Origin of the sequence: uncultured Jatrophihabitans sp., from assembly GCF_964252635.1 — a bacterium.
Lineage (GTDB): Bacteria > Actinomycetota > Actinomycetes > Mycobacteriales > Jatrophihabitantaceae > Jatrophihabitans.
Genome location: NZ_CAXUNP010000010.1, coordinates 1 through 26,862, shown reverse-complemented (window position 1 = coordinate 26,862; position 26,862 = coordinate 1). Strand labels below are relative to the sequence as shown.

Below are 26,862 nucleotides of genomic sequence, written 5' to 3'. Positions count from 1 at the left end.
GCCCTCAACCGCGCTCCGCCAGCTCGATCGGCCTGGTCAGCGGGACACCCGGTCGGTAGGCGAGGTGCGCGTGGCTCGGCGCGTCCAGCATGGTCAGGTGCGGCCGGCCCCCGACGGCGATGCGACCGATGTCGGAACGGCGCAGGCTGCGCGCGCCACCGGCCGTGGCCGACCAGAGCGCCTCCGCCGCCGTCATCCGCATCTCGCGCACGGCGAGGGCGATGACGAACGACATCGACGACGTGTAACTGGTGCCGGGATTGCAGTCGGTCGCGACGGCCACGGTGACGCCGGCGTCGAGCAGTCGGCGCGCGTCCGGGTACGGCGAACGGGTCGAGAACTCGACGCCCGGGAGCAGTGTGGCCACGGTGCCGGAGCCCGCCAGGGCGTCGACGTCGGCGCCCGTGAGGTAGGTGCAGTGGTCGACGCTGGCGGCGTCCAGCTCGACGGCGAGCTGCACCCCGGGCCCGGCGGCGAGCTGGTTGCCGTGCACCCGCACCTCGAGCCCGGCGGCGGCGCCCGCCTGCAGGATGGTCCGAGACTCGTCGCCGTCGAAGGCGTGCGCACTGGCCGGCTCGCAGAACACGTCGATCCACCGCGCGAAGGGCGCGCAGGCGACGAGCATCTCCCCCGCCACGAGGCGGACGTAGTCGTCCCGGTCCACCCCCGGCGGGACGACGTGACCGCCCAGGAAGGTCGTCTCCTCGGTGGCCGTGCCGGCCAGCTCGAGCAGGCGTCGTTCGGTGACGACGTCGAGGCCGTAGCCGCTCTTGATCTCGATGGTCGTGGTGCCCTGGCTGCGCAGTTCGTAGACCCGTCTGGCCAGCAGGGTCCGCAGGTCGTCCTCGGACGCGGCGCGGGTGGCCGTAACCGTCGAGGCGATGCCGCCGCCGTCGTAGGCGTCGCCCGCCATGCGCGCGGCGAACTCCGCCGAGCGGTCGCCCGCGAACAGCAGATGGGTGTGCGCGTCGACGAAGCCGGGGATCACCGCGCGTCCGGTCGCGTGGACCACGCGGTCGGCGGCCGGGGCGTCGGCGGCGCGGCCCACCCAGCGGACGGCGGTGTCGTCGGCGACGACCGCGGCGTCGTGGACGACGCCGAGCGGGGACCCGTCGCCCTGCGCGGGGTCGTTGGTGACCAGCTCGGCGATGTCGGTGATCAGCGTGGTTGCCATGCAGCCTCGATCGCCTCGGTGAGCAGGCGGCCCACGTCCCCCAGCACGTGGCGGCCGCCGGTCACGACGGTGCGGCCGTCGACCAGGACGGTGTCGACGTCGGACGCGGTCGCGGCGTGGACGAGCTGCTCGGGTGCGGCCCCCGCGGTGCGCACCGAGTCGTCGCGCACGGCGACGAGATCGGCCCGCCGGCCGACCTCGAGGGTCCCCGCGTCGGGCCAGCCGAGGGCGTCGTGCCGGGTGACGGCGGCGAGCAGGTCCGGCGGGGTGAACCGCCCCCGCTCGTGGCTGCGTAGCCGTTCGTGCGCCTCGAGGCCGCGGGCCTCCTCGAACGCGTCGATCACGGCGTGCTGGTCGGAGCCGAGCGACAGCCTGGCACCGGCCGCCACCAGTTCCCGGGCCGGTCCGATGCCGTCGGCGAGATCACGCTCCGTGGTCGGGCAGAAGCAGACGGTGACCTGTTGTGCACCCAGGGTGACGACGTCGTCAGGTCCGAGATGCGTCCCGTGCACGGCGGTGGTGCGCGGCCCCAGCGCGCCGGCGTCGGCGAGCAGGTGCGTCGGGCTGGTGCCGTAGAAGGCCTGGGCGGCGGCGTTCTCGGCCGGCTGCTCGGACAGGTGGACGTGCAGCGGCCGGTCGCCGGCGGCCGTGGCGACCGGCGCGAGAGCCGGGCGCGGCACGGCGCGGACCGAATGGACGGCCGCTCCGACCCGCATGCCGTCGTCGCCGGTCAGCGCGGCCACGCGTGCCGCCCAGTGATCGACGTCGGCGTCGGCGAACCGGCGCTGCACCGGGTCGAGCGGGCGGTGGCCGTCGCCGTCCAGCCCGCCCGCGAGGTAGCAGGCGTCCAGCAGGGTGAGCCGGATGCCTGCGTCCCGCGCGGCGGCACGCAGGGCCTCGGCCATCACGTTCGGCTCGTCGTAGGGCCGCCCGTCGGGCGCGTGGTGCAGGTAGTGGAACTCGCCCACCGCGGTGAACCCGGTCAGCGCCATCTCGGCGTAGGTCGCGCGGGCCAGGGCGAGGTAGGTGTCGGGGTCGAGCCGCGCGGCGAGCGCGTACATCCGCTCGCGCCAGGTCCAGAAGGTGCCGCCGTCGGCGTGGGTGCGCCCGCGCAGGGCCCGGTGGAAGGCATGGCTGTGCCCGTTCGCCAAGCCGGGCAGCACGACGCCGGGCAACACGGTGGCTCCGGTGGCGTCGGCGCCGGGTGTCACCGCGGCGAAACGGCCGTTCGCGACGTCGAACCGCACGTCACGGGCCGGGCCGTCGGGCAGCAGGGCCGTACGCGCGAAGTACGAGGTCACGCTGCGGCCCGCCCATTCCGAGTTGTCCGCGCCCGGACGCGTTCACACACGTGTTGGCGCGGACAACTCGACGGGGTGGGAGTCATCCGACGAGGCGTTCGACGACCTGCGTCAGGGCGTCGACGCCGGCCAGGCAGTCGTCCCGCTCGGCGAACTCCGCGGGCGAGTGCGAGACGCCGGTCGGGTTGCGGACGAACAGCATGGCGGTGGGGATGCCGGCCACCGCCAGTACGCCGGCGTCGTGGCCGGCGCCGGTGTCGAGCTGCGGCGCGCCGTCGAGCATCGCGGCGAGGTCGTCGGCCAGGGCGGGATCGAAGGCGGTGACGCCCGTCCACGACTCCTCGGTCATCGTGGCGCCGTCCATGGCCTCGAGGTCGCGCGCGATGTCGGCGACGATGTCGCGCACCTGTTGCTCCGACCCGGCGCGGGCGTCGACCCAGGCGGTGACGTGCGACGCGATCGCGTTGACGCCGTTCGGCGTCACGCGCACCTTCCCGCAGGTGGCCACCCCCTCCTGGGCGATCGCGGCCGCGCGCACCGACGTGACGAGCATCGCGAAGGCCTGCATGGCGTCCTTGCGGTCGAACATCCGGGTGGTGCCGGCGTGGTCGGCCGTACCGGTCAGGTCGACCCGCCAGCGGCCGTGTGGCCGGATGCCCGAGCCCACCGCCACCGGGCGGTCGAGGTCGATGAGCCCCCGGCCCTGCTCGACGTGCAGTTCGACGAACGTGCCGATGCGGCGCAGCGTCTCGTCGTCGCGGCCGAGGTGCTCGGCGCGTCGTCCGGTACGGGTGAACGCCTCGCCCAGCCGGACCCCGTCGGCGTCGGTCAGGCCGCGGGCGCGGTCCGCGTCGAGTGCCCCGGTGATGATGCGTGAGCCGGCGCAGGCGATGCCGAACCGCGCGCCCTCCTCGTCGCCGAAGTGGGCGACGGCGAGCGGCCGACTCGGGACCACGCCGCGCACCCGCAGCGCGTCCAGGGCGGCAAAGGCGCTGACCACGCCGAGCGGCCCGTCGAACGCGCCGCCGTCGGGCACCGAGTCGAGGTGTGAGCCGAGCACCACGCCCGGCCCGTCGGCGTCCGGGTCGCCGAGCCAGGCCCACTGGTTGCCCGCGCGGTCCTCGACGAGGTCCAGGCCACGGGCCGTCGCCTCACCCGCGAACCACTCCCGCAGGGCGGCGTCCTCGTCGGTCCAGGCGAAGCGCCGGTAACCGCCGGAGCCGGGGTCGCGACCGATCGGCGCGAGATCGGCCCACATCCGGTCGAACCCCGAGCCGGTCACCCGGTACCGCCGCTCCACGACCGGGCCGTCGCCGCGATGACGGTCACGCGCCCTCGGACATCGGGACCCGGACGCCACGCTCGGCGGCCACCTCGTCGGCCCGGTCGTAGCCGGCGTCGACGTGCCGGATGACCCCCATGCCCGGGTCGTTGGTGAGCACTCGGTCGATCTTCTGCCCGGCGAGGTCCGTGCCGTCGGCGACACACACCTGGCCGGCGTGGATGGACCGGCCGATGCCGACGCCGCCCCCGTGGTGGATCGACACCCACGACGCGCCGCTGGCCACGTTGACCATGGCGTTGAGCAGCGGCCAGTCGGCGATGGCGTCCGAGCCGTCGGCCATGCCCTCGGTCTCGCGGTACGGCGACGCCACCGAGCCGCAGTCGAGGTGGTCGCGCCCGATCACCAGCGGCGCGCTGATCTCGCCGTCGGCGACCAGTTCGTTGAAGCGCACGCCGGCCTTCTCGCGTTCGCCGTAACCGAGCCAGCAGATGCGCGCGGGCAGGCCCTGGAAGTGCACCCGTTCCCCCGCCAGCTTGATCCACCGCGCGAGCGACTCGTTCTCGGGGAACAGGTCGAGCACGGCGCGGTCGGTGCGGGCGATGTCCTTGGGGTCGCCGGACAGGGCCGCCCACCGGAACGGACCCTTGCCCTCGCAGAACAGCGGCCGGATGTAGGCCGGGACAAAGCCCGGGAAGTCGAACGCACGGGACAGTCCGGCGGTGCGTGCCTCACCGCGGATCGAGTTGCCGTAGTCGAAGACCTCGGCGCCCTTGTCCTGGAACTTCACCATCGCCTCGACGTGCCGGGCCATGGACGCCTGCGCCCGGCCGGTGAACTCCTCGGGCTTGCGGGCCGCGTAGTCGTGCCAGTCCGCGAACTCGACCCCGACGGGCAGGTAGCTCAGCGGGTCGTGGGCGGACGTCTGGTCGGTGACGATGTCGATAGGGGCGTCGTTGGCCACGAACTGCGGCACCAGGCTGGCGGCGTTGCCCAGCAGGCCGATGGACAGCGGACGCCGGGCGGCCTTGGCCTCCTCGGCCAGCGACAGCGCGTCGTGCAGGTCCTTGGCCTCGACATCGAGGTAGCCGTGGTCGATGCGACGCCGGATCCGCGACGGGTCGCACTCGATGCAGATCGCCACGCCGCCGTTCATCGTGACGGCCAGTGGCTGCGCCCCGCCCATGCCGCCGAGCCCGGCCGTCAGGGTGATGGTGCCGGCCAGCGTGCCGCCGAACCGCTTCTCGGCCACCGCGGCGAAGGTCTCGTAGGTGCCCTGCAGGATGCCCTGGGTGCCGATGTAGATCCACGAGCCGGCGGTCATCTGCCCGTACATGGTCAGGCCCAGGCTCTCGAGGCGCCGGAACTCCTCCCAGTTCGCCCAGTCAGGCACGAGGTTGGAGTTTGCGATCAGGACCCGCGGGGCCCACTCGTGCGTGCGCATGACGCCGACCGGCTTGCCGGACTGCACGAGCATGGTTTCGTCTCGCTCGAGCGTGGTCAGCGTGCGGACCAGCGCGTCGTAGGCCGCCCAGCTGCGAGCGGCCCGGCCGGTGCCGCCGTACACGACCAGGTCGTCGGGGCGCTCGGCGACCTCGGGGTCGAGGTTGTTCATGAGCATGCGCAGCGGCGCCTCGGTCTGCCAGCTCTTCGCGGTCAGGTCGGTGCCCCGGGGGGCGCTGACCGGGCGGGCTCCGTCCATGGCGGTCTCCTCTGCGTCGCGTACGTCCTGCGTGGTGACCTCGATTGCACACCGTCCGGGGCGCTCGTGGCGACCCGACACCTGGTAAGCGGTCTGAGATCTCAGACGTAGCATGCCGGAATGGCGATCGTCCCTGCCGCCGCGCAGACCCTGGCGATCCTGCGGCTGTTGAGCGGCCAGGCCGGGCCGGTGCAGGCCGCCGTGGTCGTGCGCGAGCTCGGACTGCCGCGGTCGACCGTCTACCACCTGCTCTCGACGTTGGTGGACTCCGGTTTCGTCACCCACCTGCCCGAGGACCGGCGCTACGCGCTGGGTGTCGCCGCCTACGAACTGGGTACCGGCTACACGCGGCAGGCGCCGCTGCAACGGCTCGCCCGGGTGCCGCTCGCCGAGCTGGTCGACCGCACCGGGCATACGGCGCACCTGGCCGTGCAGCACGGCCGCGAGGTCGTCTACGTGATCGAGGAGCGCGCGCCCGGGCGCCCGCCGCTGGTGACCGACGTCGGGGTACGCCTGCCCGCGCAGCTGACCGCCAGCGGGCGCGCGCTGCTCGCCGCCCTGCCGCCGGCCCAGATCCGCGCGCTGTTCCCGGACGCGGCGGCCTTCGTGCTGCGCACCCCGGTGGGCCCACGCTCGCCGCGGGCACTGCGGGCCCTGCTGACAGAGGTGCGGCGGCGCGGCTGGGCCGTCGAGGACGGCGAGGTCAGTGCGGGCTGGGCGTCCGCGGCGTCGGCGGTGTTCGACCACTCGGCGCACCCCGTCGCCAGCGTGGCCGTGACGTTCCCGTCGGTGAGCACGCCCCCGCCGGTCCGCGAGCGGATGGCAGCGGCGGTGCTGCGGACGGCGGACACCCTGACCCGGCGCATCGGTGGGGCCGTGCCCGCGCGGCCCTGACCGCGATCAGACGGCGCGGACGCGGTCCTCGTAGGCCTGGCGCGCCGAGGGGTCGACGCCGGCCGTGAACGCGCTCTCGGCCCCGAGGACCCGGCCCAGATACTCGGAAACGCGCGACGGCAGGAAGGCCTGCGACTGGGTGATCGCACCGGCCAGCTTGCTGACCCGCACGCGCGGCCGTGGGCGCACGATGAGCCCGGCGACCGCGGCGGCGATGTCCTCCGGCTCGACGTTGCGCATGCCCTTGGTGCCCGATGTCCCAGCGACGAGCTCGGTGTTGGTGAAGAACGGCATGACCTGGGAAACGGACACCCCGGAGTTGCGGTACTCGCGCCGCACGGTCTCGGTGTAGGCCTTGACCGCGTGCTTGGTCGCGCAATACGTGGCCCCGCCCGGGACGTAGCTCTCGCCGGCCAGCGACGAGATGTTGATGACGTGGCCGGACCGGCGCGGCAGCATCCGGGTCAGGGCCTGCTTGGTGCCGGTGATGACGCCGAGCAGGTTGATCTCGACCTCGCGGCGGCTGACCGCGTCCGGCTCCTCGGCCGACGCGCCCAACGGCATGATGCCGGCGTTGTTCACCACCACGTCGACGGGGCCCAGCACGTCCTCGACGTGGTCGAGGAAGCGGGCGAACGAGTCGGGGTCGGTGACGTCGAGGTGGGTGTAGGCGGTGACGCCGAGCTCACCCACCGCCTCCTTGAGGCGTTCGTCGTCGATGTCGCCGATGGCGACCCGCGCACCGTCGTCGATGAGCCGGCGAGCGGTGGCGTACCCGATCCCCCTGGCCCCTCCGCTGATGGCGACGACCTTGCCGTGGACGGTCCCTGCTCGACCCATGTGCGCCCCCGTACCTCGTGGTATGCGATCGATCCTGCCACGGTGGTGCCGTCGGCGCCTCCCGGCGGCTCCCGGCGGTTCCCGGCGGCTCCCGGCGGCTCCCGGCGGCTCGGTGCCGGGCGGAGCGGCGGTCGGTGGACGTAGAACGATGATCGACTGCGGGGATCGGCCGTCCATCGACCCGGATCCGCAGTTGATCACTGATGAGGTCGGCAGGCGCGGGCCCAGGCGGACACCAGACCGGGGTCAGCGTCGCGGGCCCAGGCGGACACTAGACCGGGGTCGGCCGTCGCGGGCCCGCGGAGAGAACCGATCCGGGTCAGCCCTCGCCGATCAGGGAGAAGACGGTCAGCACCGACCCGTCGGGGTCGCGCATCCAGGCGACGTGCAGGCCGTCCTGACCCGTGGAGACACCATCGGGGTCGAGGTCGAAGGGCAGGTCGTCCGGGCCCAGGAACGGCACCCCGCGGGCCCGCAGCTCGCGGACGACCGCGTGCACGTCGTGGACCCAAAACGTGGCCACCGGCCACTCCGCAGATCCGGCGTGCTCGACGCCGGGCAGGAGGTTCAGGACGGTGCCGTGGTCCCCGGCGACGACCCACCCACCCGGCGTCGACCTGCCGTCGAGGCCCAGCTTGCCCTCGTAGAACTCGCGCGCCCGATCGAGGTCGGAGACGGCGATGACCGGCGCGATGTGCATCGGGGCAGGTCGGGCGCTCACCTCAGCGGCCCACCCCGGCCGCGTCCATCCCTCGCAGTTCCTTCTTCAGCTCGCCGATCTCGTCGCGCAGTCGCGCCGCCACCTCGAACTGCAGCTCTCGGGCGGCGCCGAGCATCTGGTCGTTGAGCTGCTGGATCAGGTCGGCCAGCTCGGCGCGGGGCATCTGGGCGACGTCGAGCCCGCCCGACGCGTGTGCGCCGACGCCGACGACACCGCCGGAGACACCCGTGCCCCCTGCCCCACGACCACCGCGGCTCGGAGACGGGGTCTTGCCGCGCGACTGCGAGCGCCCGGACCCGCCGACCGGGACGGCCCCGGACAGCAGCTCCTCGGTGTCGGCGGCCTCGCGGTTCAGCAGGTCGGTGATGTCGCCGATCCGCTTGCGCAGCGGGGTGGGGTCGATGCCGTGCTCGACGTTGTAGGCCACCTGCTTCTCGCGGCGCCGCGTCGTCTCCTCGATCGCCAGCGCCATGGACGGGGTCACGGTGTCGGCGTACATGTGCACCTGCCCCGAGACGTTGCGCGCTGCGCGGCCGATGGTCTGGATCAGCGAGCGCCCGGAACGCAGGAAGCCCTCCTTGTCGGCGTCGAGGATGGCGACCAACGACACCTCGGGCAGGTCGAGACCCTCCCTCAGCAGGTTGATGCCGACCAGCACGTCGTACTCGCCCATCCGCAGCTCACGCAGCAGCTCCACCCGGCGCAGGGTGTCCACCTCGGAGTGCAGGTAGCGCACCCGGATGTTCATCTCGAGCAGGTAGTCGGTGAGGTCCTCGGCCATCTTCTTGGTCAGCGTCGTGACCAGGACCCGCTCGTTCTTCTCCGTGCGGTCGCGGATCTCGTGGATGAGGTCGTCGATCTGGCCCTTGGTGGGCTTGACCACGATCTCGGGGTCGACGAGGCCGGTCGGGCGGATGACCTGCTCGACGAACTCGCCCTGCACCAGGTTCATCTCGTAGTCGCCGGGCGTGGCGGACAGGTAGACCGTCTGGCCGACCCGCTCGACGAACTCCTCGAACTTCAGCGGGCGGTTGTCCATGGCCGACGGGAGCCGGAAGCCGTGGTCGACGAGCATCCGCTTGCGGGACATGTCGCCCTCGTACATGCCGCCCGTCTGCGGGACCGTCACGTGCGACTCGTCGATGACGAGCAGGTAGTCCTCGGGGAAGTAGTCGAGCAGGCAGTTCGGGGCGCTGCCCGGGGTGCGCCCGTCGATGTGCATCGAGTAGTTCTCGATGCCGGAGCAGAACCCGACCTGCCGCATCATCTCGATGTCGTAGGAGGTGCGCATCCGCAGGCGCTGCGCCTCGAGCAGCTTGTTCTGACCCTCGAGCTCGGCCAGGCGCTGGGCCAGCTCGGCCTCGATGCCGCGGATGGCCCGCTCCATGCGCTCGGGCCCGGCCGCGTAGTGCGTGGCCGGGAAGATGAACACCTCCTCCACCTCCCGGACGACCTCGCCCGTCAGGGGGTGCAGGTAGTAGAGCCGCTCGATCTCGTCGCCGAACATCTCGGCGCGGATCGCGAGCTCCTCGTAGACCGGGAACATCTCGACGGTGTCGCCGCGCACCCGGAACGTCCCGCGGGTGAAGGACAGGTCGTTGCGGGTGTACTGGACGTCGACGAGGTGCCGCAGGATGGACTCGCGCTCGATCTGCTGGCCGACGTGCAGGCGCACCGAGCGGTCGACGTACTCCTGCGGGGTGCCGAGGCCGTAGATGCACGAGACGCTCGCCACCACCACGACGTCGCGCCGGGTCAGCAGCGAGTTGGTGGCCGAGTGCCGCAGCCGCTCGACCTCGTCGTTGACCGAGGAGTCCTTCTCGATGTAGGTGTCGGTCTGCGGGACGTAGGCCTCGGGCTGGTAGTAGTCGTAGTAGCTGACGAAGTACTCGACCGCGTTGTTCGGCAGCATCTCGCGCAGCTCGTTGGCCAGCTGGGCTGCCAGCGTCTTGTTCGGCGCCATCACCAGGGTCGGACGCTGCAGGCGCTCGATGAGCCAGGCCGTGGTCGCCGACTTGCCGGTGCCGGTGGCGCCGAGCAGGACGACGTTGTCCTCGCCGTTGCGGATCCGCTTCTCGAGGTCGGCGATGGCCGCGGGCTGGTCACCGGAGGGTTCGAAGTCGGAGACCACCTGGAAGGTGCCGGAGGTCGGCCTGATGTCGGAGCGAACGCGCATGCCTCCACGGTACGAGGGCGGTACGACAACGGGGACCCCTCCGGCCGCGCGAACCCCGGGTGCCGGGCCCGTGGGCGCCTCGGGATCGGGACGCAGGCAGACTCGGGGGCATGGCTGACGAGACGACCGACCCGAGCGACTCGGACGAGAGCGACCTCGCCGCCGACCGTGAGGCGCGGGAGAGCGAACTCGACGTGGCCGGCCCGCCGCCGCGCGACCTCAGCCGCGAGGCCGCGCTGGTCTCGGCCGGGCTGCTCGTCGCCGCCGCCGTGCTGTGCGTCGTCGCGCCCTTCCGCGCCGTCTACACCCTGCGGGCCGGTGGCCTCAGCGCCTCGTTCGACGGCTGGGGCCGCTACGACCTGGCCGCCGCCTCCCAGCACGGGCCGCGCTACGGGGTCGCCCTCACCGCCGCGGCCATCGTGCTCGTCGTCGCCGCGGCGACCCGGTTGCGCGACCTGCGGCCCGTCGACCGCTCCGACTACCTCGACTACCCCGACGCCACCGACCGCGAGAGTCCCGACGGCGACGTCTCCACCACGCCCGCCCGGAGTGACGACCGTCTCGCCGTCGGCATCGGCGTCGCCGGCTCGGCGCTGCTGCTCGGCGTGCTGGCCGCCGTCGCGCTGAACATCCAGAGCACGCTCGACAACGCGGGCAGCATCGCCTCGTCCGGCGGGGAGTCGACCTCCGTCGACGTCGGCGCCATGCTCTGGCTGCTCGTCGGCGCCTGGGTCGTCAGCGTCGTCGGGCTGTGGATCCCCTGGTACGAGTCCCGGCGGCGCGCCTGGGCCGCCGACGAGGCACCGGCGCCGGCCCTGCCCTGACCGCGCCGTTCGCGCGCGTGGCGACGGAGATTCTGGGTAGGTCTCTGCGGGCCCGGCGCATCTGCCAGGCTGGACACCCGCAGGCGTGAACGGCTCGACCCCGTGCCGCACCGCATCACACGAGGAGCCGTACATGCAGATCTGGCCCGGCAACGCCTACCCCCTGGGCGCGACGTACGACGGTTTCGGGACGAACTTCGCGCTGTTCAGCGAGGTCGCCGAGAGCGTCGAGCTGTGCCTGTTCGACGCCGACGGCACCGAGACCCGGGTCGAGCTGCCCGAGGTCGACGGCTTCGTCTGGCACGCTTTCCTGCCCGGCGTCGAGCCCGGCCAGCGCTACGGCTACCGCGTCCACGGCCCGGACAAGCCCGACCAGGGCCTGCGCTGCAACCCGAACAAGCTCCTGCTCGACCCCTACGCCAAGGCCATCGACGGCACGATCGAGTGGGACGAGTCGCTGTTCGGCTACCACTTCGGCGACCCGGACAGCCGCAACGACGACGACTCCGCGGCCAACCTGCCCAAGTGCGTCGTGATCAACCCCTACTTCGACTGGGGGGTCGACCGGCCGCCGCGGCGCACCTACGCCGACACCGTGTTCTACGAGACGCACGTCAAGGGTCTGACCATGACCCACCCCGAGCTGCCCGAGGAGCTGCGCGGCACCTACGCCGGCATGGCCCACCCGGTGATCATCGAGCACCTCGCGCAGCTGGGCGTCACCGCCGTCGAGCTCATGCCGGTCCACCACTTCGTCAACGACTCGACGCTGGTCGACAAGGGCCTGAACAACTACTGGGGCTACAACACCATCGGGTTCTTCGCGCCCGACCACAAGTACTCCTCGAGCACCTCTCCGGGCGGTCAGGTGCAGGAGTTCAAGGCCATGGTGCGCGCGCTGCACGAGGCCGACATCGAGGTCATCCTCGACGTCGTCTACAACCACACCGCCGAGGGCAACCACCTCGGCCCGACGCTGTCCTTCCGCGGCATCGACAACCCGGCGTACTACCGCCTCGTCGACGACGACCCGCAGTACTACATGGACTACACCGGCACCGGGAACACGCTCAACGTCCGGCACCCGCACTCGCTGCAGCTGATCATGGACTCGCTGCGCTACTGGGTGCTCGACATGCACGTCGACGGCTTCCGTTTCGACCTGGCCTCGACCCTGGCCCGTGAGTTCTACGACGTCGACCGGCTGTCGTCGTTCTTCGAGCTCGTGCAGCAGGACCCGGTCGTCAGCCAGGTGAAGCTCATCGCCGAGCCCTGGGACGTCGGGCCCGGCGGCTACCAGGTGGGCAACTTCCCGCCCCAGTGGACGGAGTGGAACGGCAAGTACCGCGACACCGTCCGCGACTTCTGGCGCGGCGAGCCCGGCACCGTGGGCGAGTTCGCGGCCCGCATCACCGGTTCCGCGGACCTGTACGAGACGTCGGGTAGGCGTCCCGTCGCCAGCGTCAACTTCGTCACCGCGCACGACGGGTTCACCCTGCGCGACCTCGTCAGCTACAACGAGAAGCACAACGAGGCCAACCAGGACGACAACAACGACGGCGAGAGCCACAACCGCTCCTGGAACTGCGGCGTCGAGGGCCCGTCCGACGACCCGGAGATCCTCGAGCTGCGCGAGCGGCAACTGCGCAACTTCATCACCACGATGTTCCTCAGCCAGGGCGTCCCGATGATCTGTCACGGCGACGAGCTGGGGCGGTCGCAGGGCGGCAACAACAACGGCTACTGCCAGGACAACGAGATGACCTGGGTCGACTGGAGCAAGGTCGACGTCGACCTGCTGGCGTTCACCCGCCAGGTCGCCGCCATCCGTCGTGAGCACCCCGTCTTCCGCCGCCGCCGGTTCTTCGACGGCCGTCCCACGCGACGCGGCGTGCACCTGCCCGACATCAGCTGGTTCACCCCCGACGGCTCGGAGATGACCGAGGAGGACTGGGACTCCGGCTTCGGGCGCAGCATCGCCGTGTACCTCAACGGGCAGGGCATCGCCGGCACGGACACCCGCGGCGAGCGCATCGTCGACGACTCCTTCCTGATGTGCTTCAGCGCGCACTACGAGGAGATCGAGTTCACGCTGCCCGCCGCCGAGTACGGCAATTCCTGGGAGGTCGTCATCGACACGATGACCGCCGACACCGACGACCGGGTCATCGACGGCCCGGGCCACACCATCCCCGTCGGGCCGCGCGCCGTCGTCGTGCTGCGACGGGTGGCCTGATGCGTCCGGCGTCCACCTACCGGCTGCAGATCCGTTCCTCGTTCGACCTCCACGCCGCGGGAGCGGTCTGCGACCACCTGGCCGACCTCGGGGTCGACGCCGTCTACCTGTCACCGATCCTGCCGTCGGCCCAGGGCTCCGACCACGGCTACGACGTCATCGGGTTCGACACCGTCGACCCGCAGCGCGGCGGCCTCGACGGCTGGACGTACCTGCTGGCCGATGCGCGCGCCCGCACGCTGAAGACCGTCGTCGACATCGTCCCCAACCACACCGGGGTCGAGGACGCCGCCGCCAACGCGGCGTGGTGGGACGTACTGCAGCACGGCCGCGACGCCGAGCACGGAGCCTGGTTCGACATCGAGTGGGCCCGCGGGCGCATCCTGCTGCCCGTGCTCGGCGACGACTTCGACCCGTCGCAGCTCTCCGTCGAGGACGGCGAGCTGCGCTACTACGAGCACCGTTTCCCGATCGCGCCCGGCACGGGCGACGGCACGCCGGGCGAGGTGCACGACCGCCAGCACTACGAGCTCGTCAACTGGCGCCGCGCCGACACCGACCAGAACTACCGCCGCTTCTTCGCGGTCACCACGCTCGCCGGGTTGCGGGTCGAGGACCGCGCCGTGTTCGACGCGACCCACGCGCAGATCGCCCGCTGGGTCCGCGAGGACCACATCGACGGGCTCCGCGTCGACCACCCCGACGGCCTCGCCGACCCGGTGGGCTACATGGAGTGGCTGCGCGAGCTGGCCGGCCCGGACGTCTGGCTGCTCATCGAGAAGATCCTCGAGCACGGTGAGGAGCTGCCGCGGGACTGGCCGGTCGACGGCACCACCGGCTACGACGCGCTGGCCGAGGCGGGCGGCGTCTTCCTCGACCCTGCGGCCGAGACCCCGTTCGACGAGCTCTACCGCGAGCTGACCGGCGACGAGCTCACCGCCGCCGAGCACGTGTCCCGGGGCAAGCGGTTCGTGGTGTCGACCATCCTGCAGGCCGAGGTCTCGAGGTTGGCCCGGCTCGTGCCCGACGTCACGGGGGCCCGCGACGCGCTGGCCGAGCTGCTGATCGCCTTCCCCGTGTACCGCTCCTACCTGCCGGAGGTCGGTGCCGACCACCTCGCGGCGGCGCTGGCCACCGCTCGTACCGCCCGGCCCGACCTCGGCGAGGCGCTCGACGCCCTCGAACCGCGGCTGCTCGACCCGGCCGACGAGCTCTGCTCGCGGTTCCAGCAGACGTCCGGCGCCGTCATGGCCAAGGGCGTCGAGGACACCGCGTTCTACCGTTACACCCGGTTCGTGGCGCTCAACGAGGTCGGCAACGACCCGGGCGTCTTCGGGCTCGACCCGGACGACTTCCACGCCGCCCAGCAACGTCGCCAGGCCACCGTCCCGAACGGGATGACCACGCTCTCGACGCACGACACCAAACGTGGCGAGGACGTCCGCGCCCGGCTGGCCGTGCTCGGCGAGATCCCCCGGGAGTGGGCGGACGTCGTCACCGGGCTGATGCGGGCTGCACCGCTGACCGACGCGCCGTTCGCCTACCTGTTGTGGCAGACGTTCGCCGGTGCGGGGTTCGTCGAGCGTGAGCGCATGCACGCCTACGCCGAGAAGGCCATGCGCGAGGCGTCGACGTCGACGGCGTGGACCAGCCCCGACGAGGCGTTCGAGGCGGCCGTGCACGCCGTCGTCGACGCCGCCTACGACCGGGCCGACGTGCACGAACCGTTGGCGGCCCTGATCGAGCGGATCACCCCGTTCGGCCGGGTCACCGCGCTGGGCCAGAAGCTGGTGCAACTGACCATGCCGGGCGTTCCGGACGTCTACCAGGGCACCGAACTCTGGGAGGACTCCCTCGTCGACCCCGACAACCGGCGCGCCGTCGACTTCGACGAACGGCGCCGCCTGCTCGCCCAGCTCGACGACACCGGCGAGGTACCTCCGGTCACGGACGACGGGGCCGCCAAGCTCTGGGTGGTGTCGCGCACGTTGCGACTGCGCCGCGACCGCCCCGAGCTGTTCGACTCCTACGCCCCGGTGGCGGCCTCGGGGTCGGCCGCACGGCACGTCGTGGCCTTCGACCGTGGTGGGGCGGTCACGGTGGCCACCAGGTTGCCGATGACCCTCGACGCAGCGGGCGGCTGGGACGACACGGTGCTGGACCTCGGGGGCGAGGGCACCGACGTGCTCACCGGCCGGCGGGTGCCGGCCCAGGTCGCCCTGGCCGACCTGCTCGACCGGCTTCCGGTCGCGCTGATCGTCCGCTAGCGTCGGCGGCAGGCGCTGGAGGGCGCTGCCGGGTCCGCGGGCAGGACTGAGTCCACCTCCTTCGAGTGCTCCACGCACGGCCCGGACCTCGTCCCTTCGTCGCCCGGCTCGCGGACCGCCGGTCGCGAAGGAGACCCCGTGTCCGCGCTGCCCGACCACCCCGACCTCGCCCAGCTGCGCCGCCGCGCCAAGGACCTGGTGCGCTCGGCGCGCGACGGTGATCCTGCCGCCGTGAACCGCCTCGCCGCAGTGTCGGCGCCCACCACTCTGACGGGTGCCCAACTCGCCCTGGCCCGTGAGCACGGGTTCGCCGGCTGGCCCCGTCTCGTCAGCGAGGTGACGCGCCGTGCGGCACTGGACGCGCGCGACGTCGAGGCGTTGCGCCGCTTGCTGGCGGACCATCCCGGGCTGGCGACCGAGGAACTCATGGACCTGCCGCACCGGCACGGCGGTCTCACGCCGCTGAGCTACCTGGCCGAGGCGCCGCTCGACCTCGCAGGAGGTGGGTGGCGGGAGCTGCCGCGCGGCGAGCAGGCGGCGCGGTTGCTGCTGGCCGCAGGGGCGCCGGTCGAGGGCCGCCCCGGCGACCGCGAGACCCCGTTGATGACCGCCGCCAGCTACGGCGAGGTCGGCCTGGCCCGCGCCCTGATCGACGCCGGTGCCGACCTCGAGGCACGCTCCGCGCCGGATGCCGGCGGGGTGCCGAACGCGACCGCGCTGGTGCACGCCGCCGTGTTCGGCATGACCGCCGTCGTCGATTTGCTGGTGGCGGCCGGGGCGGTCGTCGCCGGTCTGCCGATCGCGGCGGCGGCCGGCGGGCTCGGTGACCTGCTCGAGGGTTCGCCGTCCGACGACCGGCTGCTCGCGGTGATCATGGCCGCGCACCACGAGCGGCTCGACGTGATCGACGAGCTCCTCGCCGCGGGGGTGCCCGTCGACCGTGAGGACGAGGTGTACGGACGGCAGGCGTTGCGCCTGGCTGCGTCGTCGGGACGGGCCCGTTCGGTGGTGCACCTGCTCGCCCGGGGTGCGGACCCGCACCACCGCGACCCGGCTCGGAACCGGACCGCGTTGTACTGGGCCCGGCGGGCAAACCCCCGCCACCCCGACGTCGAGACCCTGCTGCTCGAGGCCCTCGGACGTCGCACACCCTGACCGGTGATCAACTGCGCGTCGAGGCCGTTATCCCGCCCCCAGCCGCGGTCGTCAGCTGAGGGAGGGCGTGCGGCGCCCGATCCCTCCGGCGGCGGTACGCGGCGAAGCCACGCGGCAGCAGCGGACGGGCGGCCGGCGCTCAGGCCGGTTGCCAGAGCTCCACGCGGTTGCCGTCCGGGTCGGTGACCCAGCCGAAGCGGCCGACGCCGTCCAGATCCTGCGTCTCGTCGGCGACCGCCGCCCCCAGCGTGCGGAGCTGGGCGAGCATGGCCGCGAGATCGGCCACGCGGAAGTTGAGCATCGTCTGCTGCGCGCGGGCCCCGAAGTAGTCGGTGTCCGCGTCGAACGCCGCGAAAACCGTCTCGCCCGGCGCCTGGCGCCACAGCCCGTTGTCGTCGAGGTCGAGACCCAGGCAGTCGCGGTACCAGGCGCTCAGGGCCGCCGGGTCGGGCGACCGGACGAAGTACCCACCGATGCCCAGCACGCGTTCCATCCGGCCATCGTTCCAGGACGACGGCCGTCAGCGGCCGTCAGCGGCCGTCGGCCGGGCGCGGCTCCTCCGGCTCGTCGCCCAGGGAGATCTGCCAGAGGTAGTCGTTGTACTCGTTGTGGAGGTCGTCCCCGTAGCTGCGGTGCGGCGTCGTGGCGCTGTCGGGCAGCACGTACCCGCGGTAGACGACCGGGACGTCGCCACCGGCCTGCACCAGGTTCGCCGGACCACTGCGGGCCAGGGCCTGCGACGGCGCCCGTAGCACGACCTCGCCGCTGGGCGACGCCGCGGCCGGCGGGGGCCGGCGGGCGTCGCGCACGAGCTTGCCCCAGAACAGCACCGTGCACAGGGCGAACGCCCACCACTGCACGATGTAGCTCGTCGTCTGCGGGTCCCAGTGGTTGCTCTCGGACACGTGCAACTGCCACCGTCCGAGGAACACCATCGCGACGGCCGCGCCGAGCAGCACCACGTGGGTCACCAGCCAGGCGGGTCGCAGCAGGCTCGTGACGGAGGCAGCCGGTGGCGGCTTGATCCGCCTCATCCGTCCGCTGCGCACCCCACAAAAGTACGCGCCGGCCAGAGTCAGTGCGGCGGCGCGAGCCGGGTCTCGAGCGATGCGACGTCGAGGTCGGGCCGCGGGTAGTGCGGATCGAGCTCGAGCAGCGTCTCGTGCAGGAGCTGCCCGACGGCCCAGTTGCGGTACTTCTTGTGGTCGCCCGGCACCACGTACCACGGCGCGTGCTCGGTGTTCGTGCGCTCCAGCACGGCCTCGTAGGCCACCTGGTAGTCGGCCCAGTAGGCGCGCTCGGCGATGTCGCCCTCGTTGAACTTCCAGTGCTTGTCAGGGTCCTGCAGCCGGGCGAGCAGCCGCTCCCGCTGGGTGTCGTAACTGATGTGGACGAAGCACTTCACGACCGTCGTCCCGGTGTCGACGAGCTCCTTCTCGAAGTCGTTGATGACGTCGTAGCGGGCCTCCCACTCGCCGGGCGGCACGAGATCGTGCACCCGCACCACCAGGACGTCCTCGTAGTGCGACCGGTCGAAGACACCGATCACGCCCGGCGGCGGCAGGCGCTTGCGGATGCGCCACAGGAAGTCGTGTTCCGACTCCTCCTTGGTCGGCTTCTTGAACGCGGTGTACTGGACGCCGATCGGCCCGAACATGCCGACCACGTGCTCGGTGATGCCACCCTTGCCGGCGGTGTCCATGCCCTGGAGCACGAGCAGGACGCGCCGTTCCTTACCGGCGGTCGACTCCGCCCAGAGTTGTTCCTGCAGCGCGGTCAGCGCGGCGGCGTCGTTGGTCAGGTCGCGGTTGTGCTTAACGGGGGCGAGCGGGCGGGCGTCCGTCTCGTAGCCGGCGAGGTTGACGGGGCCGGACGCCACGGCCAGCGCCTCGCGCATCGAGGTGGTCATCGCCCTACGTTACGGCCGGACGAGGCGGCTGAGCGCAAACCGGGCGAGCGGCGCGTACCCCAGGATCAGCGGCAACGGCCCCGTCACCCCGACCGACGTGCGGCTGCCGCGTTCGGTGGCGGTCACCGCGTGATGCAGCCGCAGCGTCACCGGCCCACGGTGCACGCGCCACGCCCACGTCATGGCGCTCGCGTCGACGGTCTCGACGACGAAGTCCACCGACACCCACAAGGGGCCGTGGACACGGCCGGTGACACCCGGCGCGATCGTGCGGGCCGAGGACTCGACCCGGGTGATCTGCGGCGACCAGTCGGGCCACCGCTGCGGTTCGAGGTAGCGGGCCCAGGCGGTCTCGGCCCGGGCCCGTCCCGACGCGTGCACGGTGATGACGCTCATGGGCCAAGACGTACCCGGATAGCGGCTCGGCACGACGTCCGTCACAGCCCGTTCCCGCCGGTTTGCCACCCACCCCGCGGGGGGACGTTGCCAGACATGAGCGCGTTGCGTGTGTGGGGCCCGGCTGTGACCAAGATCCGCGTGCGGGCCGACGGCCGCGACACCGCGCTGGAGCCGGCCGGTGACGGTTGGTGGAACGGACCCGAACTGGCCCCGGGCACCGACTACGGCTTCGTGCTCGACGACGAGGACGACCTGGTGCCCGACCCCGCGTCGCGGTGGCAGCCCGTCGGCGTGCACGGGCCCAGCCGCGTCTACGACCAGGACGCCCACGTCTGGCACGACGGGCACTGGGCCGGACGCGACCTGTCCGCCGCCGTCGTCTACGAGCTGCACATCGGCACCTTCACGCCGGGCGCGACTTTCGACAGCGCGATCGAACGGCTCCCCCACCTGGTCGACCTCGGCGTCACCCACGTCGAGGTGCTGCCGGTCAACGCGGTCAACGGCGTCTGGAACTGGGGGTACGACGGCGTCGACTGGTACGCGGTGCACGAGCCGATCGGCGGCCCGGACGCGTTCAAGCGCTTCGTCGACGCCGCCCACGGAGTCGGACTGGCCGTCGTCCTCGACGTCGTCTACAACCACCTCGGCCCGTCGGGCAACTACCTTCCCCGCTTCGGGCCGTACCTCAAGACGGGCCGCAACACGTGGGGCGACCTCGTCAACGTCGAGGAGCCGGCCGTCCGCCGTTTCGTCCTGGACAACGCGCTGATGTGGCTGCGGAACTTCCACATCGACGGGCTGCGCCTCGACGCCGTGCACGCGCTGGCCGACGACTCCCCCGTCCACATCCTGGCCCAGCTGTCGCAGGAGGTGGCTGCCCTCTCCGCCGAGCTCGGCCGGCCGCTGACGTTGATCGCGGAGTCCGACCTCAACGACCCGATCATGATCACCCCGGTCGCCGAGGGTGGTCGCGGGATGGACGCACAGTGGGACGACGACGTCCACCACGCCCTGCACGCCATGCTCACCGGCGAACGGCAGGGCTACTACGAGGACTTCGGGCCGATCTCGGTGCTGGCCAAGACGTTCACCAGGGCGTTCTTCCACGACGGCACCTATTCGACGTTCCGCGGGCGCGACCACGGAGCGCCCATCGACCCGGCGAAGCAGCGCGGCCAGCAGTTCGTCGTCTGCCTGCAGGACCACGACCAGGTCGGCAACCGCGCGGTCGGCGACCGGCTGCCCGAGATCACCTCACCGGGTCGCCTCCGGGTCGGCGCCGTCCTGCTGCTGACGTCGCCGTTCACCCCCATGCTCTGGATGGGTGAGGAGTGGGCGGCGTCCACGCGCTGGCCGTTCTTCACCTCGCACCCGGAACCCGAGCTGGCCGAGGCCACCGCCAAGGGTCGCGTCGAGGAGTTCGCGTCGCACGGCTGGGACGTCTCGCAGATGATCGACCCGCAGGACCCTGAGGCGTACCGCTCGGCGATCCTCGACTGGTCCGAGGCGGAGTCCGGGACCCACCTCGACATGCTGGCGCTCTACCGCGAGCTGACCGCCCTGCGCGCTGCCGAGCCGGATCTGCGCGACGGCGACCTGCGTCGCGTGTCGGTCGACTTCGACGACGAGCAGCTGTGGCTGGTCGTGCACCGCGGTGCGTTCCGGGTGCTGGCCAACCTCGGCTCCGGCGATCACCGGTTCGGCGTCAGCGGCGAGATCGTGCTGTCCACCGGGCCGGCGACGGTCGACGGTGACGCGGTCGTGCTGGGCCCGGACGCCGCGGCGATCGTGCGGGTGGGCTGAGCCGGGTTACTGGATCTCGCCGACCACGACGCCGGGCATCGGTTCCTCGACCCGGGCGACCGTGGCTAACGGTGCCTGGCCGTCCTCGACCTTCCATTGCTCCACGACAGCGCGCCCGAACTGCTGGGCGGCGTCCCAGTCGTCGAACGGGCCGACCGCCCGCGGGCCGACCAGCTGCTGTCCCTCGTCCGTCAGCACGACCACGAACACGCACATACCTCCATCAAGTGACGTTCGGGACAACGTACCGGCCGGTGTCGTACACAGCCCGGTGGGCGGTCAGGCGGGTGTGGCGTCCACGACGCGGGCCGGGAAGTTCGCCGGCGGTGGCCCGAACGCCCGACGGGCCGACTTGATGACGCCCTTCGCCAGGACCGCGTTGCCCGCCGCCCCCACGCCCGCGCCGATCCCGAGCGGCAACGCCCGGCCGAACAGCAGCGCCCCCTGCCTGGCACCGAAGCGGCCGACGAGCATGCGGCCCAACCGGCTGTTGATGCCCGAGACCTTGTCCTTGGACGTCGACCGTCCGAGCACCTTGGCCCAGTGCGGGTCTCCCCCGGTCTCGCCGGCGATCACGGCCGCGCCCCCCTCACCGACGAGCACCGACAGCACGAGCGCGCGGCGCAGCTGCGGGTCACCGGTGGGAACGGAGTGCAGTTCGGCGAGCGCCAGCACGTACATGGCCGAGGCCGACACGAACGCGGTGATCTCGGCGGCGCCGGACGCCAGGGAGGCGGCGGTCCCCACGCCGGGCATGGCTGCCGCTGCTCCCGAGGCGCCGCCCACCCCCATGACCGCCGTGCGGTAGTGGCGCTCGAGCTGCTCCTGCACCTGCCCGGGCGTCATCTTCGGGTTCTTCTTCCGCATCCGGTCGAGGTAGGCGAGCACGGCCGGGCGCTGCACCGACAGAGCACGGTCGAGCGCCGAGTCCAGCGTGTGCTCGACACGCGAGGGCAGCGGGATGCGCGACAGCATGCTGCGCTTGGCCATGGGATCTCCGAACCGGTGCGGACGAGGCGGACGGGGCCCACGGTAACGACCGACCGTTCACCGCCCTGCTTGGATGACGCCATGCGAGCCCTGCTCCCCGTTCCGGCCGGGGGAACGCACCCCGAGGTCGACGTGCACGCCCACTACGCGACCGACTGGCTCGACCGCGGCGGGCTGCGCGTCAACTTCGTCACCGCGGTGGACGGGGCGGTCAGCGCCGCCGGCCTGTCCCGCGGTCTCCAGACCCCCGGCGACAACACGGTGTTCGCCGCCCTGCGCGACCTCGCCGACGTCGTGCACGTGGGTTCGGGCACGGCCGTCGCCGAGGGCTACGGGCCGGTCCGGCTGAGTGCGCGCCGGCAGGCCGTCCGGCGCTCCTTCGGGCTGGCCGAGGTACTGCCCGTCGCCGTCCAGAGCCGATCGCTGCAGCTGGACCCGCAGGCCGAGCTGTTCACCGCGGCCGAGCCGGGCGCCCGCACCATCGTGCTCACGTGCGCGGCGGCCGACCCGGGCCGACGTCAGGCTCTCGAGGCGGTGGCCGACGTCGTCGACTGCGGTGACGAGACGGTCGACCCGGCGCTGGCCCGACGGGCGCTGGAGGACCGCGGGTACTCGCGGATCCTCTCCGAGGGCGGCCCGAGCGTATTCGCCGACCTCGCGGGCCACGGCCTGGTCGACGAGCTGTGCCTGTCGATCTCGCCCACCCTCGGCGGCCCCGGGCCCGGCCGCATCACCGCGGGCGCGGAGTGGACGTCGGCGGTGCCGCTCACCCTGGCCGGACTGCTCGAGGACGACGGCGCGCTGTTCTGCCGCTACCGCACCGTCGAGCGGGGCCGACCCGTCAGTCGCTGACCGGCAGGTAGTGCGCCTGCAGCGGCTCGAAGCCGTTGAACCATACCGATGAGTATGTCGTCGTGTACGCGCCGGTCGACAGCAGGTCGACGTGTCCCCCGACCTGCAGGTCGACGGGCAACGGATACGGCTCGCGCTCGTACAGCACGTCGAGCGAGTCGCACGTGGGGCCGGCGACGACGGCGGGTTCGAGCGGTCCGCGCGTCCCCGGGCACCGCATGCGGTACCGGATCGCTTCCTCCTGCGTCTCGACGAGGCCGTTGAACATCCCGATGTCGAGGTACACCCACCGACGTCCGCCGTCGGTCTGCTTCGGGGTGGACAGCACGACCTCGCTGCGGATCAACCCGGCGTCGCCGACGAGGTACCGGCCCGGCTCGACCATGGTGCGCAGCCCGTGGTCCGTCCCCAGGTAGGCCTCCAGCGCCGCATCGATCGCGACCCCGTAGACCTCGACCGGCCCGGTGGAGTGGAAGTGCGTGCTGGGCAGCCCGCCGCCGAGATTCACGGCCGACAGCCGGTGCCCCCGTGCGGCCAGCAGGTCCGACAGCGCGGCCACCGCGCAGAGCGGGGCCTCCCACGCCCGCGGGTCGCGCTGCTGCGACCCGACGTGGAACGAGACGCCCAGGTCCAGCCCGGCCTCGGCGGCGGCCAGCAACTGCTCGGCCACCTCGTCGGTACTGGCGCCGAACTTGCGCGACAGCGGCCAGTCGGCCCCGTCGCCGTCGCTGGCGAGTCGCACCGTGACCGTGGACCCCGGCGCCTGCCGGACGATCTTGGCGAGTTCGACGGCCGAGTCGACGGCGAAGATCCGCACGCCGCGTGCGTACGCGGCCGCGACGTCGGCCTCCTTCTTGACCGTGTTGCCGTAGGACAGGCGGTCGGGGGCGATGCCGAGGCCGAGGCACAGGTCGATCTCCCCAAGGCTGGCGACGTCGAAGTTGCTGCCCAGGCCGGCGAGCAGGCCGACGACCGCGGCGTCGGGGTTGGCCTTCACGGCGTAGAACACCTCGGCGGACGGCAGCGCGCGACGCAGGCGCAGGTAGCGCTCGCGCACGATGTCGAGGTCCACGACCAGGACCGGGGTGGGCAGCTGAGGGTTCTCGGCCAGGAACGCGTCGATCCGGGCGGTCGAGGGATAGACGGACCCCGTGACCAGCTCGGCAGCGGCGGTGTCGCTCAAGGTCAGAGACACAGCGGGACCTCTTCCGTGGTGGGTTCGAGGGGAACGACGGGTCGGAGCTCGGCCCGCGCGAAGAGCGCGACCGAGAGAGTAATCAAGGCGGCGCCGATGCCGCGGGCCACGCTCAGCTGCTCCCCCAACCAGGCCACGGCGGCGAGCAGCCCGAAGGCCGGTATCGAGTTGAGGACGATCGCAGCCACACGGGCCTCGACCCGCAGGATGGCCCAGTTGTACAGCACGAAACTGCCCGCGTAGCCCACCACGCCGACGGCGACGGCCGCGCCCCAGAACTGGGGCGCGACGTGCGTCGGCAGGCCTTCCGCGCCGCAGCTCCACCGCACGGCGGCGGTGGGCAGCACGACGGCGGTGGCCACCGCGAACTGCAAGGCGGTCAGCAGCAACGGGTCGACGTCGTCGGCCAGGCCACGGGCGACGATCGTGTACGCCGCGGCCGCCAGCACACCCGCGAGGACGAGCAGGTCGCCGGGGTGCGGGGCGGTGACGCCACGGACCTGCTCGAGCGCACCGAGACCCAGCAGCCCCATCGCGAGCGCCACCCCGAGACGTCCGGTGATGCGCTCACCCAGCACCAGGGCGGCGAGCACGACGACGAAGGCCGACTCCAGACCCTCGACGACCACGCTGTTGGCGGCGCTCGTGTGCGCCAGCCCGACGGTGATGGCGAGATAGGCGACGGCGGGTTCGAGCAGGCCCAGGACGACGACCCGGCCGCGGGGCGGTCGCGTGCCCCTGGGGCCGCGGAGCCACCACCACGTCCAGAGCCCGATCGTGGCCGGCACCAGCGCGACCGTCAGCAACGTCACCGGGCCCAGGCCGCCCAGTGCGTACTTGGTCGCGCAGCTCGCCAATCCCCAGCCGGCTGCGGCCAGGGTGAGCGCGACGAGCGGGACGGTGCGCGCGGTGGCCAGGGACATCGGACACCTCTCCTGCGGGTGGGCTGCGGTCGATGCAGTCCAGGAGCCCCCGAGGACGCGCCGTGGTACGGGACCAAAGTCGCGCGGTGACACGATGAAGCCCGTGTTCGACGCCGAGGACCTCGACCTGAGTCGCCCCGAGGTGGCGGCCCACTACGACGAGCTGCCGCTGTGGTCGGCGCCCTTCGGGCAGCTGATCCTGGACCGGGTGCCGTTGAGAGCCGGCCAGACCGTGGTGGACGTCGGCGCCGGTACCGGGTTCCTGACCGTCGAGCTGGCCCAGCGATGCGGCCCGACGAGCCGGGTGATCGCCGTTGACCCCTGGGCCGCGGCCATGGACGTCCTGCGCGACAAGTGCCGCTACCTCGGGCTGACCAACGTGCAGCTGCAGGTCGGCGGCGCCGACGCGGTCGACCTCGGAGACCGGTCCGTCGACGTCGTCGTCAGCAACCTCGGGCTCAACAACGTCGACGACGCGGCGGCGGTGCTGAGCGAATGCCACCGCGTGCTGCGGCCGGGCGGGACGCTGCTGACCTCCAGCAACCTCGTCGGCCACCTGGCCGAGTTCTACGACGTGTTCCGCGAGACGCTGACCGGCGTTGGCCGTACCGACCGGCTGCCCGCGCTGGACGCCGAGATCGCCCACCGCGCCACCGTCGGGTCGATGTCCCGGCAGCTCGAGCAGGCGGGGTTCGACCTCGTCGACACGGCGACCGGGTCGTTCACGATGCGTTACGCCGACGGGACGGCGCTGCTGCACCACTACTTCATCCGGCTCGGTTTCCTACCCGGCTGGCGTGCGGTCGTGGGCCCGGGTGACGGCGGCGAGGTGTTCGCCGAGCTGGAGCGCCGCCTGAACGCGCGGGCCCGCGCAGCGGGGAGTCTCGACCTCTCCGTGCCCATGGCCTGCGTGACCGCACGCCGACCCGGCTGACGCGGGCCCGCGGCACCTCGTGGACACCGGGTCGTTCGGCGGCGCCGCGATCAGCCGCCGAGCCCCGAGATGATGTCGTCGAGGGCGTACGTGAGCGGTTGTTCCAGCTGCCCGTAGGTGCACGACTCGGGGGTGCGGTCCTCGCGCCACCGCACGAAGTGTGCGAGGTGCCGGAAACGGGTGCCTTCCATGTGCTCGTACTTGACCTCGAGCACCCGCTCGGGCCGTAGCGGGACGAACGACAGATCCTTCGTCGCGTTCCAGCGGCTCACGTTGCCCGGCAGCCGCTGACCCTGGTGGGCCTCCGCACTGGCCCATTCCTGCCAGGGGTGCTCGTCGCCGTCACGCAGCAGCAGCGGCTCGAGCTCGTCGACCAGCTCCGCCCTCCGCTTCGCGGTGAACGCTCCCACGACGCCGACGTGCTGGAGCTTGTGCTCGTCGTTGTAGAGCCCGAGCAGCAGCGAGCCCACCAGCGGCTGGTTCTCCGTCGACGTCTTGTGCCAGCGGAAACCGGCGAGCACGCAGTCGGCGGTGCGCACGTGCTTGATCTTGAACATCACCCGCTTGTCGGGTTGATAGGTGCCGTCCAGCGGCTTGGCGACGACGCCGTCGAGATGGGCGCCCTCGAGCTCGACGAACCACCGCTGCGCGACCTCGAGGTCGGTCGTGGTCGGGGTCAGGTGGACGGGTGCCTTCGCGTCGGCCAGCGCATTCTCGAGAGCCGCACGCCGCTCGGCGAACGGACGACCGGTGTAGTCGTCGTCGCCGAGGGCGAGCAGGTCGAACGCCACGAAGGAGGCCGGGGTCGCCTGCGACAGCATGGTCACCCGGGACACCGCCGGGTGGATGCGCTGCTGGAGCGCCTCGAAGTCCAAGCCGCTGTCGGTGGCGATGACGATCTCACCGTCGATGACGCACCGGTCGGGCAGCTCGGCCTTGACGGCCTCGACCAGTTCCGGGAAGTAGCGCGTCATCGGCTTCTCGTTGCGGCTGCCGAACTCGACGTCGTCGCCGTCGCGGAAGATCAGCGACCGGAACCCGTCCCACTTCGGCTCGTAGGACGCCCCGGGCGGGATGGTCGGGACCGACTTGGCCAGCATCGGCGCCACCGGGGGCATCACGGGCAGCTGCATCGGCACAGTCTGTCACCGAAGCGGCCGAGGCCCCGCGCCCGTGCCTTACGATGCGAGCCGCGTGGCGCTGCACCTTCGCGCGGGCCCGCGCCGAACCCGGGGAGCGAACCAGTGACATCAGGCGACGTCCCCCGAGCCCGCCCGCGCCC

At 72.3% G+C, this 26,862-nt stretch carries 24 protein-coding genes; 8 read left to right on the top strand and 16 right to left on the bottom strand.

Going from position 1 to position 26,862, the window contains the following annotated elements; translation table 11 throughout:
• Positions 1 to 4 precede the first annotated feature (4 nt).
• From hutI to hutU, 4 genes are all read right to left on the bottom strand, one after another.
• Positions 5 to 1,174 carry an imidazolonepropionase gene (hutI, locus tag ACFFCA_RS06500; RefSeq protein ID WP_375482979.1) on the bottom strand — a complete coding sequence of 390 codons (1,170 nt, stop codon included), beginning with the start codon at positions 1,172 to 1,174 and terminating at the stop codon, positions 5 to 7.
• Positions 1,159 to 2,475, bottom strand: a complete 1,317-nt coding sequence (locus tag ACFFCA_RS06495; RefSeq protein WP_375482977.1) for a formimidoylglutamate deiminase — start codon at positions 2,473 to 2,475, stop codon at positions 1,159 to 1,161. The genes hutI and ACFFCA_RS06495 overlap by 16 nt, the downstream gene beginning before the upstream one ends.
• Before the next feature lie 82 nt (positions 2,476 to 2,557).
• Positions 2,558 to 3,733 (bottom strand): allantoate amidohydrolase, encoded by a 1,176-nt coding sequence (locus ACFFCA_RS06490; RefSeq protein WP_375483134.1) that lies wholly within the window; start codon positions 3,731 to 3,733, stop codon positions 2,558 to 2,560.
• Between the two features lie 67 nt (positions 3,734 to 3,800).
• A complete protein-coding gene (gene hutU / locus ACFFCA_RS06485; RefSeq protein ID WP_375482975.1) occupies positions 3,801 to 5,459 on the bottom strand; it encodes a urocanate hydratase in 1,659 nt (552 codons plus the stop codon).
• Between the two features lie 120 nt (positions 5,460 to 5,579).
• Between hutU and ACFFCA_RS06480 the strand changes: the two genes are divergently transcribed.
• A complete protein-coding gene (locus ACFFCA_RS06480) occupies positions 5,580 to 6,353 on the top strand; it encodes an IclR family transcriptional regulator (RefSeq protein ID WP_375482973.1) in 774 nt (257 codons plus the stop codon).
• A 6-nt stretch (positions 6,354 to 6,359) separates the two neighbouring features.
• Here the strand turns inward: ACFFCA_RS06480 and ACFFCA_RS06475 are convergent, their stop codons facing one another.
• From ACFFCA_RS06475 to uvrB, 3 genes are all read right to left on the bottom strand, one after another.
• A complete protein-coding gene (locus ACFFCA_RS06475) occupies positions 6,360 to 7,193 on the bottom strand; it encodes an SDR family oxidoreductase (protein ID WP_375482971.1) in 834 nt (277 codons plus the stop codon).
• A 319-nt stretch (positions 7,194 to 7,512) separates the two neighbouring features.
• Positions 7,513 to 7,893, bottom strand: coding sequence for a VOC family protein (locus tag ACFFCA_RS06470; RefSeq protein ID WP_375482969.1), 381 nt, complete (start codon positions 7,891 to 7,893; stop codon positions 7,513 to 7,515).
• A 22-nt stretch (positions 7,894 to 7,915) separates the two neighbouring features.
• Positions 7,916 to 10,090 carry an excinuclease ABC subunit UvrB gene (gene uvrB / locus ACFFCA_RS06465; protein WP_375482967.1) on the bottom strand — a complete coding sequence of 725 codons (2,175 nt, stop codon included), beginning with the start codon at positions 10,088 to 10,090 and terminating at the stop codon, positions 7,916 to 7,918.
• Positions 10,091 to 10,200: 110 nt separating this feature from the next.
• Between uvrB and ACFFCA_RS06460 the strand changes: the two genes are divergently transcribed.
• The 4 genes from ACFFCA_RS06460 to ACFFCA_RS06445 all read left to right on the top strand — a co-directional run bounded on the left by ACFFCA_RS06460 (position 10,201) and on the right by ACFFCA_RS06445 (position 16,572).
• On the top strand, positions 10,201 to 10,914 hold the full coding sequence (locus tag ACFFCA_RS06460; protein WP_375482965.1) for a hypothetical protein: 714 nt from the start codon (positions 10,201 to 10,203) through the stop codon (positions 10,912 to 10,914).
• Between the two features lie 133 nt (positions 10,915 to 11,047).
• The gene (gene glgX / locus ACFFCA_RS06455; protein WP_375482963.1) at positions 11,048 to 13,150 is read left to right on the top strand and encodes a glycogen debranching protein GlgX; all 2,103 of its coding nucleotides are present in this window, start codon (positions 11,048 to 11,050) and stop codon (positions 13,148 to 13,150) included.
• Complete coding sequence (gene treY, locus ACFFCA_RS06450; protein ID WP_375482961.1) at positions 13,150 to 15,417, top strand: malto-oligosyltrehalose synthase; 2,268 nt, start codon at positions 13,150 to 13,152, stop codon at positions 15,415 to 15,417. Before glgX ends, treY begins: the two co-directional genes overlap by 1 nt.
• A 138-nt stretch (positions 15,418 to 15,555) precedes the next feature.
• Complete coding sequence (locus tag ACFFCA_RS06445; protein WP_375482959.1) at positions 15,556 to 16,572, top strand: ankyrin repeat domain-containing protein; 1,017 nt, start codon at positions 15,556 to 15,558, stop codon at positions 16,570 to 16,572.
• Between the two features lie 139 nt (positions 16,573 to 16,711).
• On the opposite strand, the gene ACFFCA_RS06440 is transcribed toward ACFFCA_RS06445, so the two are convergent.
• From ACFFCA_RS06440 to ACFFCA_RS06425, 4 genes are read right to left on the bottom strand one after another with little or no spacing between them, the layout of a single operon-like run.
• The gene (locus ACFFCA_RS06440; protein ID WP_375482957.1) at positions 16,712 to 17,065 is read right to left on the bottom strand and encodes a VOC family protein; all 354 of its coding nucleotides are present in this window, start codon (positions 17,063 to 17,065) and stop codon (positions 16,712 to 16,714) included.
• Between the two features lie 37 nt (positions 17,066 to 17,102).
• The gene (locus tag ACFFCA_RS06435; RefSeq protein ID WP_375482955.1) at positions 17,103 to 17,606 is read right to left on the bottom strand and encodes a hypothetical protein; all 504 of its coding nucleotides are present in this window, start codon (positions 17,604 to 17,606) and stop codon (positions 17,103 to 17,105) included.
• Between the two features lie 41 nt (positions 17,607 to 17,647).
• Positions 17,648 to 18,481 (bottom strand): PPK2 family polyphosphate kinase, encoded by an 834-nt coding sequence (locus ACFFCA_RS06430; protein WP_375482953.1) that lies wholly within the window; start codon positions 18,479 to 18,481, stop codon positions 17,648 to 17,650.
• Between the two features lie 9 nt (positions 18,482 to 18,490).
• Positions 18,491 to 18,877 carry an SRPBCC family protein gene (locus ACFFCA_RS06425; RefSeq protein WP_375482951.1) on the bottom strand — a complete coding sequence of 129 codons (387 nt, stop codon included), beginning with the start codon at positions 18,875 to 18,877 and terminating at the stop codon, positions 18,491 to 18,493.
• 96 nt (positions 18,878 to 18,973) lie between these two features.
• On the opposite strand from ACFFCA_RS06425, the gene treZ reads away from it, so the two are divergent.
• On the top strand, positions 18,974 to 20,686 hold the full coding sequence (gene treZ, locus ACFFCA_RS06420; RefSeq protein WP_375482949.1) for a malto-oligosyltrehalose trehalohydrolase: 1,713 nt from the start codon (positions 18,974 to 18,976) through the stop codon (positions 20,684 to 20,686).
• A 6-nt stretch (positions 20,687 to 20,692) separates the two neighbouring features.
• Here the strand turns inward: treZ and ACFFCA_RS06415 are convergent, their stop codons facing one another.
• Complete coding sequence (locus tag ACFFCA_RS06415; protein ID WP_375482947.1) at positions 20,693 to 20,902, bottom strand: hypothetical protein; 210 nt, start codon at positions 20,900 to 20,902, stop codon at positions 20,693 to 20,695.
• Positions 20,903 to 20,965: 63 nt separating this feature from the next.
• Positions 20,966 to 21,676 (bottom strand): hypothetical protein, encoded by a 711-nt coding sequence (locus ACFFCA_RS06410; RefSeq protein WP_375482945.1) that lies wholly within the window; start codon positions 21,674 to 21,676, stop codon positions 20,966 to 20,968.
• Between the two features lie 81 nt (positions 21,677 to 21,757).
• On the opposite strand from ACFFCA_RS06410, the gene ACFFCA_RS06405 reads away from it, so the two are divergent.
• Positions 21,758 to 22,528 (top strand): pyrimidine reductase family protein, encoded by a 771-nt coding sequence (locus ACFFCA_RS06405; RefSeq protein ID WP_375482943.1) that lies wholly within the window; start codon positions 21,758 to 21,760, stop codon positions 22,526 to 22,528.
• On the opposite strand, the gene ACFFCA_RS06400 is transcribed toward ACFFCA_RS06405, so the two are convergent.
• Positions 22,518 to 23,723, bottom strand: coding sequence for a type III PLP-dependent enzyme (locus ACFFCA_RS06400; protein WP_375482941.1), 1,206 nt, complete (start codon positions 23,721 to 23,723; stop codon positions 22,518 to 22,520). The genes ACFFCA_RS06405 and ACFFCA_RS06400 overlap by 11 nt on opposite strands.
• Complete coding sequence (locus ACFFCA_RS06395; RefSeq protein WP_375482939.1) at positions 23,714 to 24,646, bottom strand: DMT family transporter; 933 nt, start codon at positions 24,644 to 24,646, stop codon at positions 23,714 to 23,716. The genes ACFFCA_RS06400 and ACFFCA_RS06395 overlap by 10 nt, the downstream gene beginning before the upstream one ends.
• A 94-nt stretch (positions 24,647 to 24,740) precedes the next feature.
• Here ACFFCA_RS06395 and ACFFCA_RS06390 point away from each other — a divergent pair, with 94 nt between their 5' ends.
• Entirely contained in the window at positions 24,741 to 25,580 is an 840-nt protein-coding gene (locus tag ACFFCA_RS06390; RefSeq protein WP_375482937.1) for a class I SAM-dependent methyltransferase, read from the top strand.
• A 50-nt stretch (positions 25,581 to 25,630) separates the two neighbouring features.
• Here the strand turns inward: ACFFCA_RS06390 and ACFFCA_RS06385 are convergent, their stop codons facing one another.
• Positions 25,631 to 26,713, bottom strand: coding sequence for an ATP-dependent DNA ligase (locus ACFFCA_RS06385; RefSeq protein ID WP_375482936.1), 1,083 nt, complete (start codon positions 26,711 to 26,713; stop codon positions 25,631 to 25,633).
• Between the last annotated feature and the right edge of the window lie 149 nt (positions 26,714 to 26,862).

Bases quoted from the DNA above. Each gene is read 5' to 3' on its own strand.
- hutI (WP_375482979.1), bottom strand. From the start codon at position 1,174: ATGGCAACCACGCTGATCACCGACATCGCCGAGCTGGTCACCAACGAC.
- ACFFCA_RS06490 (WP_375483134.1), bottom strand. From the start codon at position 3,733: ATGTGGGCCGATCTCGCGCCGATCGGTCGCGACCCCGGCTCCGGCGGT.
- hutU (WP_375482975.1), bottom strand. From the start codon at position 5,459: ATGGACGGAGCCCGCCCGGTCAGCGCCCCCCGGGGCACCGACCTGACC.
- ACFFCA_RS06480 (WP_375482973.1), top strand. From the start codon at position 5,580: ATGGCGATCGTCCCTGCCGCCGCGCAGACCCTGGCGATCCTGCGGCTG.
- ACFFCA_RS06475 (WP_375482971.1), bottom strand. From the start codon at position 7,193: ATGGGTCGAGCAGGGACCGTCCACGGCAAGGTCGTCGCCATCAGCGGA.
- ACFFCA_RS06470 (WP_375482969.1), bottom strand. From the start codon at position 7,893: ATGCACATCGCGCCGGTCATCGCCGTCTCCGACCTCGATCGGGCGCGC.
- uvrB (WP_375482967.1), bottom strand. From the start codon at position 10,090: ATGCGCGTTCGCTCCGACATCAGGCCGACCTCCGGCACCTTCCAGGTG.
- ACFFCA_RS06460 (WP_375482965.1), top strand. From the start codon at position 10,201: ATGGCTGACGAGACGACCGACCCGAGCGACTCGGACGAGAGCGACCTC.
- glgX (WP_375482963.1), top strand. From the start codon at position 11,048: ATGCAGATCTGGCCCGGCAACGCCTACCCCCTGGGCGCGACGTACGAC.
- treY (WP_375482961.1), top strand. From the start codon at position 13,150: ATGCGTCCGGCGTCCACCTACCGGCTGCAGATCCGTTCCTCGTTCGAC.
- ACFFCA_RS06440 (WP_375482957.1), bottom strand. From the start codon at position 17,065: ATGGAACGCGTGCTGGGCATCGGTGGGTACTTCGTCCGGTCGCCCGAC.
- ACFFCA_RS06435 (WP_375482955.1), bottom strand. From the start codon at position 17,606: ATGAGGCGGATCAAGCCGCCACCGGCTGCCTCCGTCACGAGCCTGCTG.
- ACFFCA_RS06430 (WP_375482953.1), bottom strand. From the start codon at position 18,481: ATGACCACCTCGATGCGCGAGGCGCTGGCCGTGGCGTCCGGCCCCGTC.
- ACFFCA_RS06425 (WP_375482951.1), bottom strand. From the start codon at position 18,877: ATGAGCGTCATCACCGTGCACGCGTCGGGACGGGCCCGGGCCGAGACC.
- treZ (WP_375482949.1), top strand. From the start codon at position 18,974: ATGAGCGCGTTGCGTGTGTGGGGCCCGGCTGTGACCAAGATCCGCGTG.
- ACFFCA_RS06415 (WP_375482947.1), bottom strand. From the start codon at position 20,902: ATGTGCGTGTTCGTGGTCGTGCTGACGGACGAGGGACAGCAGCTGGTC.
- ACFFCA_RS06410 (WP_375482945.1), bottom strand. From the start codon at position 21,676: ATGGCCAAGCGCAGCATGCTGTCGCGCATCCCGCTGCCCTCGCGTGTC.
- ACFFCA_RS06405 (WP_375482943.1), top strand. From the start codon at position 21,758: ATGCGAGCCCTGCTCCCCGTTCCGGCCGGGGGAACGCACCCCGAGGTC.
- ACFFCA_RS06395 (WP_375482939.1), bottom strand. From the start codon at position 24,646: ATGTCCCTGGCCACCGCGCGCACCGTCCCGCTCGTCGCGCTCACCCTG.
- ACFFCA_RS06390 (WP_375482937.1), top strand. From the start codon at position 24,741: ATGAAGCCCGTGTTCGACGCCGAGGACCTCGACCTGAGTCGCCCCGAG.
- ACFFCA_RS06385 (WP_375482936.1), bottom strand. From the start codon at position 26,713: ATGCAGCTGCCCGTGATGCCCCCGGTGGCGCCGATGCTGGCCAAGTCG.